General features: G+C 46.7%; 13 protein-coding genes and 1 riboswitch. Of the genes, 3 read left to right on the plus strand and 10 right to left on the minus strand.

Annotated features, from left to right (window positions below):
- Positions 1–377: 377 nt before the first annotated feature.
- The 9 genes from BLS58_RS08880 to BLS58_RS08920 all read right to left on the minus strand — a co-directional run bounded on the left by BLS58_RS08880 (position 378) and on the right by BLS58_RS08920 (position 10,117).
- Positions 378–1,517 (minus strand): MFS transporter, encoded by a 1,140-nt coding sequence (locus BLS58_RS08880; protein WP_090398093.1) that lies wholly within the window; start codon positions 1,515–1,517, stop codon positions 378–380.
- A 119-nt stretch (positions 1,518–1,636) separates the two neighbouring features.
- Positions 1,637–2,182 (minus strand): TetR/AcrR family transcriptional regulator, encoded by a 546-nt coding sequence (locus tag BLS58_RS08885; RefSeq protein ID WP_090398094.1) that lies wholly within the window; start codon positions 2,180–2,182, stop codon positions 1,637–1,639.
- A gap of 805 nt (positions 2,183–2,987) precedes the next feature.
- Complete coding sequence (locus tag BLS58_RS08890; RefSeq protein ID WP_090398096.1) at positions 2,988–3,533, minus strand: Rossmann-fold NAD(P)-binding domain-containing protein; 546 nt, start codon at positions 3,531–3,533, stop codon at positions 2,988–2,990.
- A 70-nt stretch (positions 3,534–3,603) separates the two neighbouring features.
- Positions 3,604–5,181, minus strand: a complete 1,578-nt coding sequence (locus BLS58_RS08895) for an MFS transporter (RefSeq protein WP_090398098.1) — start codon at positions 5,179–5,181, stop codon at positions 3,604–3,606.
- Positions 5,141–6,004, minus strand: coding sequence for an NAD(P)H-binding protein (locus BLS58_RS08900; RefSeq protein ID WP_090398100.1), 864 nt, complete (start codon positions 6,002–6,004; stop codon positions 5,141–5,143). The genes BLS58_RS08895 and BLS58_RS08900 overlap by 41 nt, the downstream gene beginning before the upstream one ends.
- A gap of 59 nt (positions 6,005–6,063) precedes the next feature.
- Positions 6,064–6,600 (minus strand): NADPH-dependent FMN reductase, encoded by a 537-nt coding sequence (locus tag BLS58_RS08905; protein ID WP_090398101.1) that lies wholly within the window; start codon positions 6,598–6,600, stop codon positions 6,064–6,066.
- A 137-nt stretch (positions 6,601–6,737) separates the two neighbouring features.
- Positions 6,738–7,373, minus strand: coding sequence for a response regulator (locus BLS58_RS08910; RefSeq protein WP_090398102.1), 636 nt, complete (start codon positions 7,371–7,373; stop codon positions 6,738–6,740).
- A 6-nt stretch (positions 7,374–7,379) separates the two neighbouring features.
- Positions 7,380–9,059 carry a GAF domain-containing sensor histidine kinase gene (locus BLS58_RS08915; RefSeq protein ID WP_090398104.1) on the minus strand — a complete coding sequence of 560 codons (1,680 nt, stop codon included), beginning with the start codon at positions 9,057–9,059 and terminating at the stop codon, positions 7,380–7,382.
- 272 nt (positions 9,060–9,331) lie between these two features.
- The gene (locus BLS58_RS08920) at positions 9,332–10,117 is read right to left on the minus strand and encodes an alpha/beta hydrolase (RefSeq protein WP_090398106.1); all 786 of its coding nucleotides are present in this window, start codon (positions 10,115–10,117) and stop codon (positions 9,332–9,334) included.
- A 160-nt stretch (positions 10,118–10,277) separates the two neighbouring features.
- Between BLS58_RS08920 and BLS58_RS08925 the strand changes: the two genes are divergently transcribed.
- On the plus strand, positions 10,278–10,814 hold the full coding sequence (locus tag BLS58_RS08925) for a gamma carbonic anhydrase (RefSeq protein ID WP_090398205.1): 537 nt from the start codon (positions 10,278–10,280) through the stop codon (positions 10,812–10,814).
- Positions 10,811–12,043 (plus strand): aminopeptidase, encoded by a 1,233-nt coding sequence (locus tag BLS58_RS08930; protein WP_090398108.1) that lies wholly within the window; start codon positions 10,811–10,813, stop codon positions 12,041–12,043. Before BLS58_RS08925 ends, BLS58_RS08930 begins: the two co-directional genes overlap by 4 nt.
- Positions 12,044–12,198: 155 nt before the next feature.
- Here BLS58_RS08930 and metK read toward each other — a convergent pair whose 3' ends face one another.
- Positions 12,199–13,413, minus strand: coding sequence for a methionine adenosyltransferase (gene metK / locus BLS58_RS08935; RefSeq protein WP_090398110.1), 1,215 nt, complete (start codon positions 13,411–13,413; stop codon positions 12,199–12,201).
- A gap of 147 nt (positions 13,414–13,560) precedes the next feature.
- Positions 13,561–13,668: riboswitch (SAM riboswitch) on the minus strand.
- Between the two features lie 236 nt (positions 13,669–13,904).
- Here metK and pckA point away from each other — a divergent pair.
- A complete protein-coding gene (pckA, locus tag BLS58_RS08940) occupies positions 13,905–15,485 on the plus strand; it encodes a phosphoenolpyruvate carboxykinase (ATP) (protein WP_090398112.1) in 1,581 nt (526 codons plus the stop codon).
- The last annotated feature ends 139 nt before the right edge of the window (positions 15,486–15,624 follow it).

Below are 15,624 nucleotides of genomic sequence, written 5' to 3' on the forward strand. Positions count from 1 at the left end.
CCCTCTGTAGCCGGGGGAACCGACCCGAGAGGGATCAGAGGTACCATGTGCCCGACTTTGACGAAACCGTGCTCATCTAGGCCGTTACCGTCTCTTTTTCATTGTTCACGCCCATTTTATCACACCCTTCACGGAAAAAACCCGGAGAAAATGTCTTTCCCCGGGTTTCTACTACTCTTCCAGATCCTCAATAGAATCAATATCCATATATTCCGGTACAACTAAACCGATACCAGCTCCGCCTTCCACATGCGGACCTAAATCTCGCCTTTTACTTGTTCATAATATGTCCCGTGCATTCTCGGTAAGCATGCCCCTGTCATGGCCTCAGCATCCCCAGTTCCTACGATAAACAATCCCCCTTTAAGTGATTATCTCTATTTTTTAATCTTTTTCGGTCCGAGAATCATTGCGACAATACCTACGAAACCATAGATAACGAAGGTGAACGTAAATCCACCAAAATCAATCAGCATACCCGCGAATACGGACCCTATGACTTGCCCGACAGCCAGGAGTAAAAAAGGCGTACCGATCCCTAAAGAAGCATTGGTAATAAACACCCGTATGCCCCAAACCATCAACACACCGGTAATAAAAATATACGACACCCCAAACAACGCAGCCGAAAGGTAGGACGCCACCCATTGTTCCGGAAGCCAAGCAAGCAATAAAGAAGCCGTTCCGATAATGAGACTCCCCCACTTATACGCCCACGGAAGTCCGAAGTGTTGAATGAGCGAACCGGAGAAGCCGCCCAATATCCCAAAGAGCCCGATGATGATCCAAAACAGCGAGAGCTGCCAGCTGCTATAAGCACCGGTCGTTTCAAGAAAATCGATGGCAAACGTCCAAAACGTTGCCGTGGATATGCCAAGCGTCGTCGCGCAAATGATCAAAGGGATGGCGCCTTCCACGCCTCTTATAGAGAACTGCCCGATTTCAAACGATACGCGCGGTCTATCTCCGAGCCGAGGGATCACCTTTGCATTCCATATGAGGGCAATAAGCGCAATCAGCGCATAGATAAAATAAGTTAATCGCCACTCTGATGCCAGCACAAGCGCCCCTGCACCCGAAAGGGCAAGGCCGATGCTGGTACCGGCATTAATCCACGTATTGGCCCGCCCTTGCATTTTCTCTTTGATCCAAAGCGAGATCGCGGCCCCGTAGGGCGGCGACACAAGACCTGTGCTTCCGCCGGCAAACAGAACACCTAAAGCTAAAATCCACACATTGGGCGACGCCCCCATGATTAATAAACCGATGAACGCGGAAGTTCCCGCAGTAAGGATCATGAAACGGGGGCCCTTGTTGGTCGTTAAGACAACCGTAGAGTAAACAATCGCAAAGCAATAAGCGATATAGAATAGCGAAGAGATGATACCAGACATAGATGAGGACATTTCCAGGTCCTGACTGATATTTGGAAGCAACAATCCGTAGCTGAATCGTGCAAACCCATAGGCAACGGCGATCATTGTAATTCCTGGAAGAACCAATCTTGAAAACTTCATGATATCCTCTCCACCATTCATGAATATATATAACGACCTTTATATTTATTGCGCAAAAAATACGATGCGCGAACTATATAAAACGACCTTTCTATTTTCAGGGCGAAAAATCACGATGGCTAATAAACGATTCTTTTTGCCATCGCCATCGCATATTCCGTCGCTTTTTCTACCCCGATCAACGTTGTCATCGATGTCGTTCCTTCAAGCAGTAGTGTAAAATAATGGGCTAAATCACTATGATCGTCTTCGCCGATCCGTTTGGCCAACATTTGAAAATACCGTAACAGTCTTGACTTGTGCGACCGGGCAATATTTTCAATATCATTATTGGCCCCCGAATAATCTTCAATCGCCCGTAAAAACATATCCCCTTGATAGGACTCTTCTGCCAGCCATTTTCCATGGGCTTCAACAGCAGAAAGAAAAGGCGTTTCGATTTCGTCCTGCACCAGAGCATCCAAATACGACCAATATCGTTCTTCTCTTTGCTTTAAAACCTCCTCCACGAGATGTTCTTTAGAGGAAAAGTGGTTATAAAGCGTCATGGTCGCTACATTGGCTTCACTAATAATTTGCTTAAGCCCGACTCCTCGAAATCCATGTTCATAAAAAAGTCTTTCTGCTGCATTCAAAAGATCCGCTTTTTTTACCGGTGTATTCATACCCATCCCCTTTTATATAGAACGACCTTTCCAGAACCTAAGATAACACTTTTTATTTCTATGATCAATAGCTTAGATATACATGGGCTGGGGGAAACATTGTATGGATATTTTTCGGACAATTTTTACTGCTTGCCTACTCGCTTTGTCCGAATAAACCCCTATTTCGGACATTTTTTTACCGATCGATCCCGTTTGTGTCCTTATGGGCCTCCCATTCGGACAATTTTGCCTTTTCAGCCCCTTCTTTTGTCCAAAAAGATCATTCCATAAGCGCCCCGATCGGAATAGTGTTATCCAGAAAAATACCCTTTGGAGTCACCATATCCAAAGGGATAAAACAGTATAACTTTTTTATAAATCGTCAGATTTTTTCACAAATAGTTAAGCTTTATTTTAAGTCTACATGCAGCCACATCATGATTCCATTCATTACCGGTATTCATGCAGATTACCTAATGGGCCTGATCCTGGTGCTAATGATTCCGCCATAAGTTGTGTTTCAGGTGCATACTCGAACCCTTGCGGATCACTTTGTGGGTCGTAATATGTGTTAGCTATAGATTCAGAAGGTGCCGAAATGCTGAAAATAAGCCCTTAGGATTATGCACCAATACCAACCTTCAAAAAACGTCTCATAACTTCCAAAACACTCCTTTAAAAATACTTAAAGGCTCATTCTCTGATCACAAATTTCTTATCATTCATATTGTTTAGAAATTTATTTACGTTGTATTCCAAATGACCAAAGTGGCGCAATGCGCTCGTTGAGTCATCATTCATCTCTACCTCAATTATGAATTTACTACGGTCTTGTGCTCCAGGGGTATAATGTTCCAACAATGGTTTGCTTCTTATCATAATGGATGGCTGAAATAACACCATTGGAAATCTCTTCATGCGTTAACCACCGTGAAACATCCTCTTCAATTTTAAATCCAAGCTGTACATCGCGATACAGGCAGTTCCATGGGACAGTGTATTCGCCTAGAATCGATGGAAGATCATCACTACTGCCTTTAATGTGAAAAAATCGCCATGGGCGTTTTTGATGGGTAAGCTCATCAAGGATGATAGGTATGGCATCGGATGCGATGCTATGAATCCAAGATACAATAAGATCAATAGGACCATAAGTTTGAATGGTTTTTCGTAAAAAATGGCTTAAAGCCTCATTATCCTTATAATCTAATGCGACGAGCCTTAAATCACTGTTGTCATGACCCGGATATAATTGTTCTAACCTGTGTTTGTTTCTCCCGATCACTGATATATGATCTGCATTATTAATAAGCCATTTTGTTGCCCCTGCAAGCATCCCTGTTCCGCCAAATACAATGGCATGTTTCATAAAATCCCCTTCCTTTCGGTATTATCCAGCCACACCAGCGTTAATTCACTTAAGATGGGTAGCTTTCATTTCAAAATGATGTTTCCTGTTCATTAGATGCTTTATCTTCTTGTCTTACATGTCTGAGCTTCCATACAATGAATATCATTAAGACAAACAAACCGATTCCGGCTATTCCAAATACAGCTTGAAGCGCAACTGTAAAAGACGATTGTACAGCTTGAAGCATTTCCGGGTACCCTTCTGCTGCTGCAACTGCCGCACCAACGCTTTCCATGGACGCGTTTGCGATTTCCGAAGGTACCTCGGAGGGAAGGGAACTCGCTAAAACCCCACGGTAAACGAGCATCCCCAAACTTCCAATGAATGCAATACTCAATACAGAACCAAGTCCAGTGCTGACATCGCTCATCGCTGAAGCAGTACCGGCACGTTCTTGCGGAACACTAGAGATAATTTGCTCACTTGCAATCGTCATTGTAGGTCCTCCGCCAAATCCAAGAAGTGATACACCAATAATAAGGATAATTGCTCCAGCATCATGTACAGTTAACATGATAAGTAACACGCCGCCTGCCGCAGTAAGAAGGCCGGACACCATGGCGTATGCCGGGCGCATCCACCGTGTAAGTATCGGGGATATTAAAGTACCGGCCATAGACAGGAGTGCAGGGATGATCAGCAGAAGTCCTGCCTCTGTTGGAGTGAGTCCAACAACGGCTTGCAAATGTTGTGCAAAAAGCATATCTGCCCCAGTCGTTACAAGTAATACGACCGTCACAGCGATCAATGAAAAACTAAAGTCGGGGATCCGAAACATGTGCAAATCCAACAATGGGTCTTCCGTGTTCATCTGTCGCTTAATAAACAGAACTCCGACCGCTATTCCAATCACTACCGACCCACCGTAAAGCATGTTGAATCCATCGTTAGCCATTTCCTGTAATCCGAAAATCAATGTTACCAATGCCAATGAAGACAACAGAACACTAACAAAATCCATAGGCTTCGAATCCTTGTTGCGATACTCAGGAAGAAGGGGTGATGCTGCTAACAATCCAATGGCAACCGGAACATTGACAAGAAATACTGCCCCCCACCACAAATAATCCAAAAGTAGGCCGCCCATTGGAGGTCCTAAGGCCATACCTGCAGAAAATGCGCTGAGATTAATAGCGATTGCTACTGAAAATTGCTTCCGATCGAAAAACATATTCCGCAATAATGACATCGTGGACGGCATCACTGTTGCAGTCGCTACACCAAGAAGTGCTCGTGTAGCAATCAACATCCAGGCTTCTGTCGAAAATGCCGCGATAAGGGAAGCTACTCCATATACCGTTACACCGATCATTAGCAGACGCCTCCTACCGATGCTATCGCCTAGACGGCCCATCGTTAGCGCAAACCCTACAGCCAGCAATTCACCAATGTGAATAATCCATAGCATTTGTGTACTGCTCGGTGCCAGGTCAGCAGCAATCGAAGGCGTAGCGAGGAACAGAACGGTCATATCTGTAGCGAGCATGAAAACCGCCAATGTCAACGCTCCTAACCCCAACCACTCGCGCCATGTTGCCCGGGGAGGATGGTCTTCTACTGATTGGTTACGATCCTCTGTTGTCGTTGTCTGATTCTCCATTGTCATTATCTATCACCTTCCATACATGCAAGTGATCTCTGACCCACTGCTTAAAGGTACGCGCAGGTTGCCCCGTAATCTTCTCAACAGTTGGGACCACCGTGTAGGCCATCTTTGGCGGATCAGTGAACCAGTTGATCACCATTTCGATATGCTCTTCCGGAATGTTCTCTTTCTGCATTCTTGCGCGAGCCTGCTTTTCCGTAAGCTCAATGAATTGAATATCACGCTCCATGACTGCACTGATGATCTGAACTTTCTCGCGAACAGTCAACACCTCCGGACCCGACAACGTGTATGTCTTACCTGTATGTCCATTTTCAAGTAACGTTCTGACAGCCACGTTTGCGATATCAGCTTCATGAATCAAGGCACTCAACGAGTTTCCGAATGCCTCTCGAACCACACCCTCTGCTCGGATGGAGTCGCTCCAATCGATTGCGTTGGCCATGAACTCAACCGGATGAAGTTGGGTCCAAGCAATACCACTGGCTTCCACAGCTTGCTCCACTGATCCTTTCTCACCACTCCATACAACGGTAATATGCTGTACGTTATATTCCTCAGCGAGTTGAATGATTGCATGACCCGGGAGTGGGCTGTACTCCTCCCCACCTACAGTGACCAAAAATATACGATCGGCTCTAGCGAATACTGGCGAAAGCGTCTCGGGAGTAAAGAGATCTCCTTGAACAACCTCTACCCCGTCGGGCATACGTGCTTTTTCAGGGTTACGGGTTAAGGCCAATACCTGCTTACCTGCCTTGTGAAGTCGATCGACCACATGGCGACCAACGTTACCAGTCGCCCCTGTTACTAAAATCGTCATTTTTTATCATCCTTTCATCCATATTCCTATCCATCCATTGCTGAAATAGGCTGTAAATCTTATCGTAAAGTTTTTAATGCCCCGCTCCACGCGACCATCTCATCCAACATGACATTGACATTGTTAATGTGTAATTCAGCTGGCTTAAATACTGTAAAATCCTCGAAATCTGTAAATATAGATAATGTTGGATGTTTGCGGACGTCGGCAACTTTCAACTCTCCTAAGATACCGCGTAAATGTTCAGCTGCACGAGCGCCACCTGTTGATCCATAGCTGACGATCCCGGCTGCTTTATTGCTCCATTCGCCATGCGCGGAATCAAGGGCATATTTTAATACAGCTGGGATGCTGTGATTGTACTCCGGGACAATAAATACAAATCCATCCAGACTGTATAGTGTCTCTGACCAGGCAATGAATACCGGTTCTTGACCGGTGCCTTCCAAGGGAAGTTTATAGTCAGCAATATCTACGATTTCATAGTTTGCATCTCTTCGTTGGTCAGCTAATTCTTTGACCCAATGTCCTACTTGTGGACTTACTCGTCCTGGACGTGTGCTTCCCAAAATAATGCCGATGTTTAAAGTTTGCATCGTAATGTCCTCCTTCAATTGCTTCTATGTATATCATGCCATGTATTTTTTCCGGAAAAATCAATCAATTGTCTAAAAATCCCATACAAAAAAGGCCTTATCATCGATAAGACCTTTCCTACGACAATCGTCGTACATTATTTTTCGAACCATCTATGCTTCAACGCATGGATCGCTGCTTGCGTGCGATCCTGCACCTCCATTTTTCCGAGGATACTCGTGATATGTGTTTTCACGGTTTTTTCGGTGATATGCAGGTCAGCGGCCATTTCCTTATTACTTTGTCCGTAAGTGATATGTTTTAGGATATCGCGCTCCCTTGGAGTTAAAGCATGAAAACTGGCATCATGTTCATCTGCTTTGGCAACATGGGTCATTAACTGGTTCGACACTTGTGGGTGAAGAGTTGTTTCTCCGCCCATGACAGCAATCATTGCTTCTTCCAAAAAGCTTGGATCCACATCCTTCAGTTGATAGCCACTGGCACCTGCTCGAATCGCGGGTAATACATGATCCCTGTCTGAAGAACTGGTTAGTATAATAACGTGGATGCCCGGGTGTTTCGCTTTGATGCATTGCGTTGCTTCGATGCCATCCATATTCGGCATGATTACATCCATTAACACGATATCCGGCTGCAGTTGTTCCACCTGCTGCAACGCTTCTTTTCCATCCTGAGCTTCACCTACAATCTCGATATCTGGACGCGTTTGCAGAAAAAAGCGTAGACCTTTTAATACGACGAGATGATCATCAACGAGCAGTACTTTCAAAGGATATTACCTACCTTTTTTGTGGACAGGTACACGGACCGTAATCGTCGTGCCCTTTCCGTTTTCGCTAGTCATTTGAAAGGAACCTTGAAGCTCTTCGGTTCGTTCTTTCATGCTCCTAATCCCAAGGGATTGCCGCGTCTCAACAGCACCTCCATTGCCTTGATCCATAACGCGCATCGTAAAATCATGAGGTTCCGATTGCATGATGATGGCGGCTTTTGATGTTCCGGCATGTTTTTGAATATTATTCAATGCTTCTTGCCCGATCCTCCATAATGTTTCTTGGCATGATTGGTTCACGCCTAAATCATCCGGAGCTTCGATGGATAGCTCTACCCCAATTTTTTGCGCATATTCGGCAAGTGAAGTCATAAGCCCTTGCTCGAGATGATCAGGACGTAGTTGCCAGATCAAGCTACGCAAGTCCGTCAGCGCTTCTCTCGAAAGCTGTTGAAGTTCCAGGACAACTTCCATGGTCGTATTCTCTTTCTCATCAATGAGCTCTTGAAGTCCTCGTGATGTTAATGAAAGGGCAAACAATTTTTGATTAACTGAGTCATGTAAATCCCGGGCGAGACGGTTCCTTTCCTTGTAAACGAGCAACGCTTCCCATTCTTCATGCAGGCGAAGGCGTTCGATACCCATTGAAAGGTGGTTGGCGAGCACTTCCAGCATCCCCATTTCCAAATGATCACATAATGAAGTGCTTCGACTGAGCAATAGCACACCGAACGTTTCCTCGGATCTTTCGGGCATGAACAGAGGAAAAGCAATGGAATAAAGGGGTTCATGGTCTTTTAAAGAGGAAAAATGCAATGGTTGTTCATTGCCTTGAATCATGTGCTGATGAACATAAGCTTGCCGAACGATGTCCGGTTGGTCAAGGTTGATCTCTTGTTCAGCATCAAATACTTCTCTTGGACCGTGATGATCTGAACAGGATTGGACAGTTAATCTCCCTCGTTCCATCATAATGATCGCGGCGTTTGTCCAAGAAGGCAAATGATCGTGCAGCTCTTGCATGAACCTGTGAAACAATTCAGAGCGGTTAAGAATGTTGCCAATTTGGCGATTGATTTTTTCAGCATTGGCATAAGCATCGACAAGATAACGCGCAATGGCATGGACTTCTTCTTCTGTCTGTTGCAAATGCAAACGCGTTCGTTCCACTGCTGCCCCTATTTGATAAGCGAGTGTTTCCAAGAGAACGAGCTCATCCTCATGAAAACGACGGCGTCCAGGTGAAGCTAAGTTAAGTAAGCCGATTTTCTTCCCGCGAATCGTTAGCGGAATGCTGGCATGATGGGTAAGTCCCCGTGTTTCGCCCATATCGTTGTCGATGGCTTCCTCGAGACGGGCACATTTCACATGGTTGACGGCCTGGTTCATATACCCTTCCCAATAAAGCTGCAAGCAGGCACAATCTGTGTAGCCCTCATAACAATGCATTAGTTGTTCCCGGTTGTTTTCCAAAGCAGGGGGAAGTTGGTGGGAGGAAACCAGTTCATAAGATGTTTCATCTTCCGTTAAAAAAATCCACCCTGTTTCCAATTCCATTAAATCGAGCAAGCGTTCCAATGATAATTGCAACATTTTTTGTAGATCAGTATTTTTGTTCAAAGTTTCAGAAATTTCTCGTTGGATGTGTAATGCCTTTTGATACTTTGATGGATGGGACGGCATCGATTCCACTCCTTTACACACTTATAACCAATCACTTCATAAAAGGAATCATCCAATGTGTTATCATAACAGACTTTGCTTAATGAGGCGCAATGATGTCATCTACATTCAATGTCAATGTCCTTAATAATTTTATTGGAAAAGACATATGATACGCCTCCATTAAGCTGTACTCTTATTATATCTTATAGTTGAACCACCTATAGTGCTCATGAGGTACACTAAGTCCGTCCATTTAAACAAGCTACTCTGACCTATGTAAAATCATATCCTCACAACCGCCCCAGGCGCTGCCAGGAGAAATAGAGCATAAAGCGGAAAACTTCGTCCCGTTCCGGTTCATTGAAAATCTCGTGGTAAAGGCCGCGCCACTCCCGCATCGCCCGGTCTTCGATGCGTAGACGATTGAACCATTCGTGCGTCACTCTTTTATCGACGAGATAATCTTCGCCCGCTTGCAGAATAAGCAATGGCACATTCGGAAACTGATAGGCATGGTCGAGGCTCGTTCTCATCGCTTTTGTTAGTTCCTGATACCAGCGGACGGTCACGTTATGAACATACAATTCATCTGTGAGAAGTTCCCTGCGCACGTCTTCATTTCGCGTCAATCTTTCCGCACGGATGCCGCTTTTCATGCTAAATGTCGGTATAAGCCGATGCAAGCCGCGACCGAGCAGTGTGAGGGGTTTCTTCGGCGGATCGTATAAATGTAAACACGGTGATGACAATATCACTCCGCGAACCGGCAGTTGTTTTTCCATCATCGTGCGGATCACTGCGAGTCCCCCGAGGCTGTGTCCAAAAAGAAAAACGGGCAACTCAAAAGAAGTCGCTTCCTTATACCACTGGTGAACCGTATCAATATACTGGTTAAAATGATCAATATGTCCACGCTTCCCCCGTGTCCTCCCGTATCCGGGAAGATCCCCCGCGATGACGTGAAAATGTTCCCGGTTCAGACGCTCGACTAACCACTGATAACGTCCATAATGCTCGCCTGCCCCATGTACGATGACAATGACACCGATTGGGTTCTCGCACTTCCAAATTCGCATGATCGTCTCCTCCCCGTCGCTCGAAACATCCCTTTCCCATTATTACACCATATGTTGACCTTTTTTTCATCCAAAAAAGTATGTGAATTCACTTCTCGTATAGTATAATAAAGGACGGCGCTTGTCCCTATCAATATCGCAAAGGAGGCAGAGGCGCATGATCATCTATCCATACGGCGATAAACGTCCCGATATTGACAAAAGTTGCTACGTTGCTGACGGGGTCGTCATTACCGGTGATGTGTCGATCGGTGCTGACAGCAGTATCTGGTTTCATACTGTCATTCGCGGCGATGTGGCACCGACAGAAATAGGTGAGCGCGTCAATATCCAGGATCAGAGTATGCTTCATCAAAGTCCTGATCAACCTCTCATTATTGAAGATGATGTTTCAGTCGGGCACCAGGTTATGCTTCACGGATGTAAAATCCGAAAAAAAGCATTGATCGGCATGAAGGCAACGGTCCTCGATGGAGCCGACATCGGTGAAGAGGCTTTCGTCGCTGCCGGTTCACTCGTGACACCCGACACGGAGGTCCCACCGCGAACGCTAGCCATGGGGAGCCCTGCCCGCGTCGTTCGTGACCTTAATGATGAAGACCTCGAGGAAATGAAACGCGTCCGCGAAGCTTACGTCGAACGCGGAAAAACCTATGCCAAGGCAGACAAAATACATAAGAAAGAGGGAAAAGAATGAGCACATTGCAGGAAAAAAAGGAAAGCTATGCAGATATCGCCTTAAACGTCGGCGTCAATATCCAAAAAGGGCAAACACTCTTCATCCGTTCACCTCTTTTTGCAGCTGATTTTGTACGCATCGTTGCCAGGAAAGCCTATCAAGCGGGTGCAAAACATGTCCGTGTCGATTGGAGTGACGAAGAGCTCACGCGCACGAAATTCGAACTCGCCCCTGAAGAAGCATTTTCAGAATTCCCGGAATGGTACGCACGGGCGCTGGAAGAAGAGGCGGAAGATGACGCGGCATTCTTGTCGATTACCGGCGGTGATCCTGACTTGTTGAAAGGCATAGATGCCGAGCGGATCGCGACGGCAAACAAAACGAGCGGCAGAGCGATGGACGGCTTTCGCAGCTACATCCAGTCTGACAAAGTCAGTTGGTCCATCGTGGCTGTACCGTCGGTCAAATGGGCCGAGAGAGTTTTTCCCGAAGCAAAAGGAGATGAAGCGGTCGAAAAGCTATGGGAAGCTATTTTTGCCGCGACCCGCGTGAACGAATCCGACCCTGTCACCGCCTGGCAAGAGCATCTACAAACGCTTGATGAGAAAATGGAGACACTCAACGACAAACATTTTCATGCCCTTCACTATACAGCAGAAGGAACCGACTTGACGATTGAACTCCCGGAAACGCATCTCTGGGCTTCCGGTGGAAGCGTCAGCAAAGCAGGCGTGAACTTTGTTGCCAATATCCCTACGGAAGAAGTCTTCACCGCGGCCAGGAAAAAAGGCGTCAACGGGAAAGTTTCCAGCAAAAAACCCCTCAACTACGGGGGCACGTTGATCACTGACTTCACGTTAACGTTCGAAAATGGCTTGGTCGTTGATTTTGAAGCAAAAGAAGGCGAAGAAACGCTAAAGAATCTGCTTGAAGGTGATGACGGCGCGTCTTATATCGGTGAGGTCGCTCTTGTGCCGCATCGCTCCCCGATCTCTGACACGAATATCATTTTCTTCAACACCCTTTTTGACGAGAATGCTTCCAATCACCTGGCCCTGGGAAGTGCTTATGCCTTCAATATTGAAGGCGGAAAAGACATGGATAAAGCCGAACTCGAGGAAAAAGGCCTCAATACAAGCATTACCCATGTCGACTTCATGGTAGGCGACGCCGATATGGATATCGACGGCATTCATGAAGACGGCACGCGCGAACCCGTCTTTAGAAACGGGGATTGGGCGTTTTAATGCAGCGCTTAAGAGCCGTGGTTCCGGCTTTTTTGCATTGAATGAAAGGGTCATACACCATGTTGACGACCTAACGGCTTCCGCAAAAACACGTTAGGGGGCCATTACGCTAAAAAATAACCGCCGGGCACCCACCCAGCGGTTATTTTTTCATGTCATTTCGTTTCCGCCGCAAAAGCGTCCTCATTAAGTAAAGCCGCTTTATCCGTCCGCTCCCATGGCAGATCAATATCTGGCCGTCCGAAATGGCCATAAACAGCGGTTTGTTCAAAAATAGGCCTGCGCAAGTCAAGCATGCGAATAATGCCGGCGGGCCGAAGATCAAAATGCTTTTCCACAAGTTGTAAGAGCAAGCTCTCCTTCACTTTCGCGGTTCCAAATGTATCAACGGAAATGGACACCGGGCGTGCAACGCCAATCGCGTACGCGAGCTGCACTTCGCATTTTTTCGCGAGCCCCGCGGCGACGATGTTTTTCGCTACATAGCGAGCGGCATAGGAGGCTGAACGATCGACTTTTGTGGCATCCTTGCCGGAAAAAGCGCCTCCCCCGTGGCGCGCAATTCCGCCGTACGTATCAACGATTATCTTGCGCCCTGTAAGACCGGCGTCACCCTGCGGGCCACCGATCACAAACCGCCCGGTAGGGTTAATCAAGACTTTCGTTTCCTTATCGATCAAATGCTCTGGAACGACTGCCGATATCACGTGAGCCTGAATTTCTTTTTCAATCTCGACAATGGTCACATCCGGTTGATGCTGTGTAGAAATAACGATCGTATCCACGCGCAGCGGACGGTCATGTTTATCGTATTCAATCGTCACTTGCGTCTTCCCATCTGGACGCAAAAAGGGAACGATGCCTTCTTTGCGAACCGTTGACAGGCGACGCGCCAATTGGTGGGCCAAATAAATCGGCAACGGCATATACTCTTCTGTCTCATTGTCCGCGTACCCGAACATTAATCCTTGATCCCCGGCGCCGATCGCCTCCATTTCCGCCTCTGACATTCTCCCTTCTCTCGACTCTAAAGCTGTATCAACGCCCTGGGCTATATCGGGGGATTGTTCATCGATCGCTGTCATAACGGCGCATGTATCCGCATCAAGGCCAAACTTCGCGCGCGTATAGCCGATCTTTTTCAATGTATCCCGAGCCACTTTGGAAATATCTACATAAGTTGTCGTCGTAATTTCACCCGTGACCAGAATCATGCCTGTATTCACGACTGTTTCACAAGCGACACGGGCGTTGGGATCTTTTGTTAATATGTCATCGAGGATCGCGTCAGAAATCTGGTCACAAATCTTATCCGGGTGGCCTTCGGTGACTGATTCAGATGTGAACAGTCTGCGTCCATTCGCTTCCATCATGCTCCTCCTTCACCGGTCTGTTCGATATGTTTTAAAGAAAACTTGGCTTATCGCCAAGCCTGGCGAAAGCCTTAGTTGCACTTATGCTAAAAAAACCCCTTGCTTCCCGAGGGAAAAGGGGTTTTCGTTTCTCACCTTTTTCGCCTCTTATCCTGCAAAGCGCTTGTGGACTTTGCCAGGTTGGCACCTTTCCCGCCGGGGATGGTTGCTGGGCTTCACAGGGCCTGTCCCTCCACCTTCTCTCGATAAGAGCGTACCTTAATACCAATCCGCATCAAGTCGCAGTTTTTATTTCCTCATGATTTTAACACAATTACGTTAAGAAAAAAAGACAAGCAAAAGCGCATTCTTGAGAAATCGACACGGCAAACTAAAGTAGACACAAATTTTTTTCATTAAAATAGTATAGACTATATATAAAAATGTGTTATACTAATTGCATCCCATTATCGTGCCCTCGGGTTAGCACAGAAAGGATTTTGCCGATTATGAGTACCGTTTCATTTGATTCAGCCTTAAATCATCTTCTAGAGCAAAGACAGGCCGAATTTGATCTTCCTGTGCCCAGGTTAGTGGAGAGGGCACTCGCGCGCGATGAGGGCGTTCTTACGAAAGCAGGCGCTTTTGCGGCCACTACAGGCGCATACACCGGGCGCTCTCCCAAAGATAAATTTATCGTCGCTGAACCGTCGACAAGAGAAACGATTGACTGGGGAACGGTCAACCAATCGGTTGATCGCGACGTTTTTTCCGCTCTATATCGCAAGGTTCTTCATTACCTGGGTCAACAGGACAGTCTTTTTGTTTTCCATGGCTATGCCGGGAAAGATAAGGATTATCGCCTCCCGCTTAAAGTGGTGAACGAATACGCATGGCATAACTTCTTTGCGCGTCAGCTGTTTGTGCGGCCGGAAGCCGATGAACACCCGGCCGAAGAAGATGGCTTCACCATCGTGTCTGCTCCCGGTTTCAAGGCGGATCCGCAAGTGGATGGGACACGTTCGGAAACATTCGTTCATATATCTTTTGAAGAAAAAATCATTCTTATCGGCGGTACCGAATATGCAGGAGAGATGAAAAAATCCATTTTTTCCGTCATGAACTATCTTTTGCCTGCTCGGGAAGTTTTGCCGATGCATTGTTCCGCCAATACCGGTAAAGAAGGCGACGTCGCTTTATTTTTCGGATTGTCGGGCACCGGCAAAACAACGCTGTCGGCCGATCCCAATCGCTTTCTTATCGGCGACGATGAACATGGTTGGTCAGAAAACGGTATTTTCAACATCGAAGGGGGTTGCTATGCCAAATGCATTCAACTATCAGAGGAAAAAGAACCGGACATTTATAATGCCATCCGCTTCGGCGCCGTGTTGGAAAATGTTGTGATAGATGACAAGACGCGCCTTCCGGACTATGACGATACGTATTACACGGAAAATACGCGGGCCGCTTACCCTCTTGAGCACATTGACAATACACTGCCGCAAGGAAAAGCAGGACATCCGGACACGATTATTTTTCTTACCGCAGATGCCTTCGGGGTATTGCCACCGATTAGCAAATTAACGAAAGAACAGGCAATGTATCATTTTCTAAGTGGCTACACGAGCAAACTTGCCGGTACGGAACGGGGCATCACCGAACCGGAAGCCACGTTCTCCAGTTGCTTTGGCGCACCATTCTTACCCCGCCATGCATCCGTGTATGCGGAAATGCTCGGGGAAAAGATCGACGCGCACAACTCGAGTGTTTTTCTCGTCAACACCGGTTGGGCCGGGGGCGATTACAATGTAAGCGACCGTATTGACCTGGCTCACACGAGGGCAATGGTGCAAGCAGCGCTCGAAGGGGAACTGAACCGGGTCGAAACCGTCGTCGACCCTGTCTTTGGCTTACATGTGCCCACCCGCTGCCCGGGTGTGCCTGACCATGTCCTGCAGCAGCGTGAAACGTGGAATGACCTGGAAGAATACGAACAGAAAGCAAAGGAACTTGCTAATAAGTTCCACAGCAATTTCGAACGCTTTACGAACGTCCCCGCTCATATTCGTCATGCCGGGCCGAACTAAGGCTCTCCGAACCCATATAACGATCATTGCCGAGAAAGGCCATTCCTTTCTCGGTTTTTTTTAGCAGGTAAGAAAGTATAAACCACTTTCTTATCCTGCATAAGTGCAACTAAGGCTTATCGCCTTAAAGGCTTGGCGA

The sequence above is a fragment of the Natribacillus halophilus genome, assembly GCF_900100185.1.
In the GTDB taxonomy this organism is placed as follows: domain Bacteria; phylum Bacillota; class Bacilli; order Bacillales; family Marinococcaceae; genus Natribacillus; species Natribacillus halophilus.

What these genes read in the sequence shown, in the direction of transcription:
- metK (WP_090398110.1), bottom strand. Translation starts at nt 13,413, where the DNA reads ATGGAAGCGAATGGACGCAGACTGTTCACATCTGAATCAGTCACCGAA.
- BLS58_RS08890 (WP_090398096.1), bottom strand. Translation starts at nt 3,533, where the DNA reads ATGAAACATGCCATTGTATTTGGCGGAACAGGGATGCTTGCAGGGGCA.
- BLS58_RS08915 (WP_090398104.1), bottom strand. Translation starts at nt 9,059, where the DNA reads ATGCCGTCCCATCCATCAAAGTATCAAAAGGCATTACACATCCAACGA.
- BLS58_RS08930 (WP_090398108.1), top strand. Translation starts at nt 10,811, where the DNA reads ATGAGCACATTGCAGGAAAAAAAGGAAAGCTATGCAGATATCGCCTTA.
- BLS58_RS08885 (WP_090398094.1), bottom strand. Translation starts at nt 2,182, where the DNA reads ATGAATACACCGGTAAAAAAAGCGGATCTTTTGAATGCAGCAGAAAGA.
- BLS58_RS08920 (WP_090398106.1), bottom strand. Translation starts at nt 10,117, where the DNA reads ATGCGAATTTGGAAGTGCGAGAACCCAATCGGTGTCATTGTCATCGTA.
- BLS58_RS08900 (WP_090398100.1), bottom strand. Translation starts at nt 6,004, where the DNA reads ATGACGATTTTAGTAACAGGGGCGACTGGTAACGTTGGTCGCCATGTG.
- pckA (WP_090398112.1), top strand. Translation starts at nt 13,905, where the DNA reads ATGAGTACCGTTTCATTTGATTCAGCCTTAAATCATCTTCTAGAGCAA.
- BLS58_RS08895 (WP_090398098.1), bottom strand. Translation starts at nt 5,181, where the DNA reads ATGACAATGGAGAATCAGACAACGACAACAGAGGATCGTAACCAATCA.
- BLS58_RS08880 (WP_090398093.1), bottom strand. Translation starts at nt 1,517, where the DNA reads ATGAAGTTTTCAAGATTGGTTCTTCCAGGAATTACAATGATCGCCGTT.
- BLS58_RS08905 (WP_090398101.1), bottom strand. Translation starts at nt 6,600, where the DNA reads ATGCAAACTTTAAACATCGGCATTATTTTGGGAAGCACACGTCCAGGA.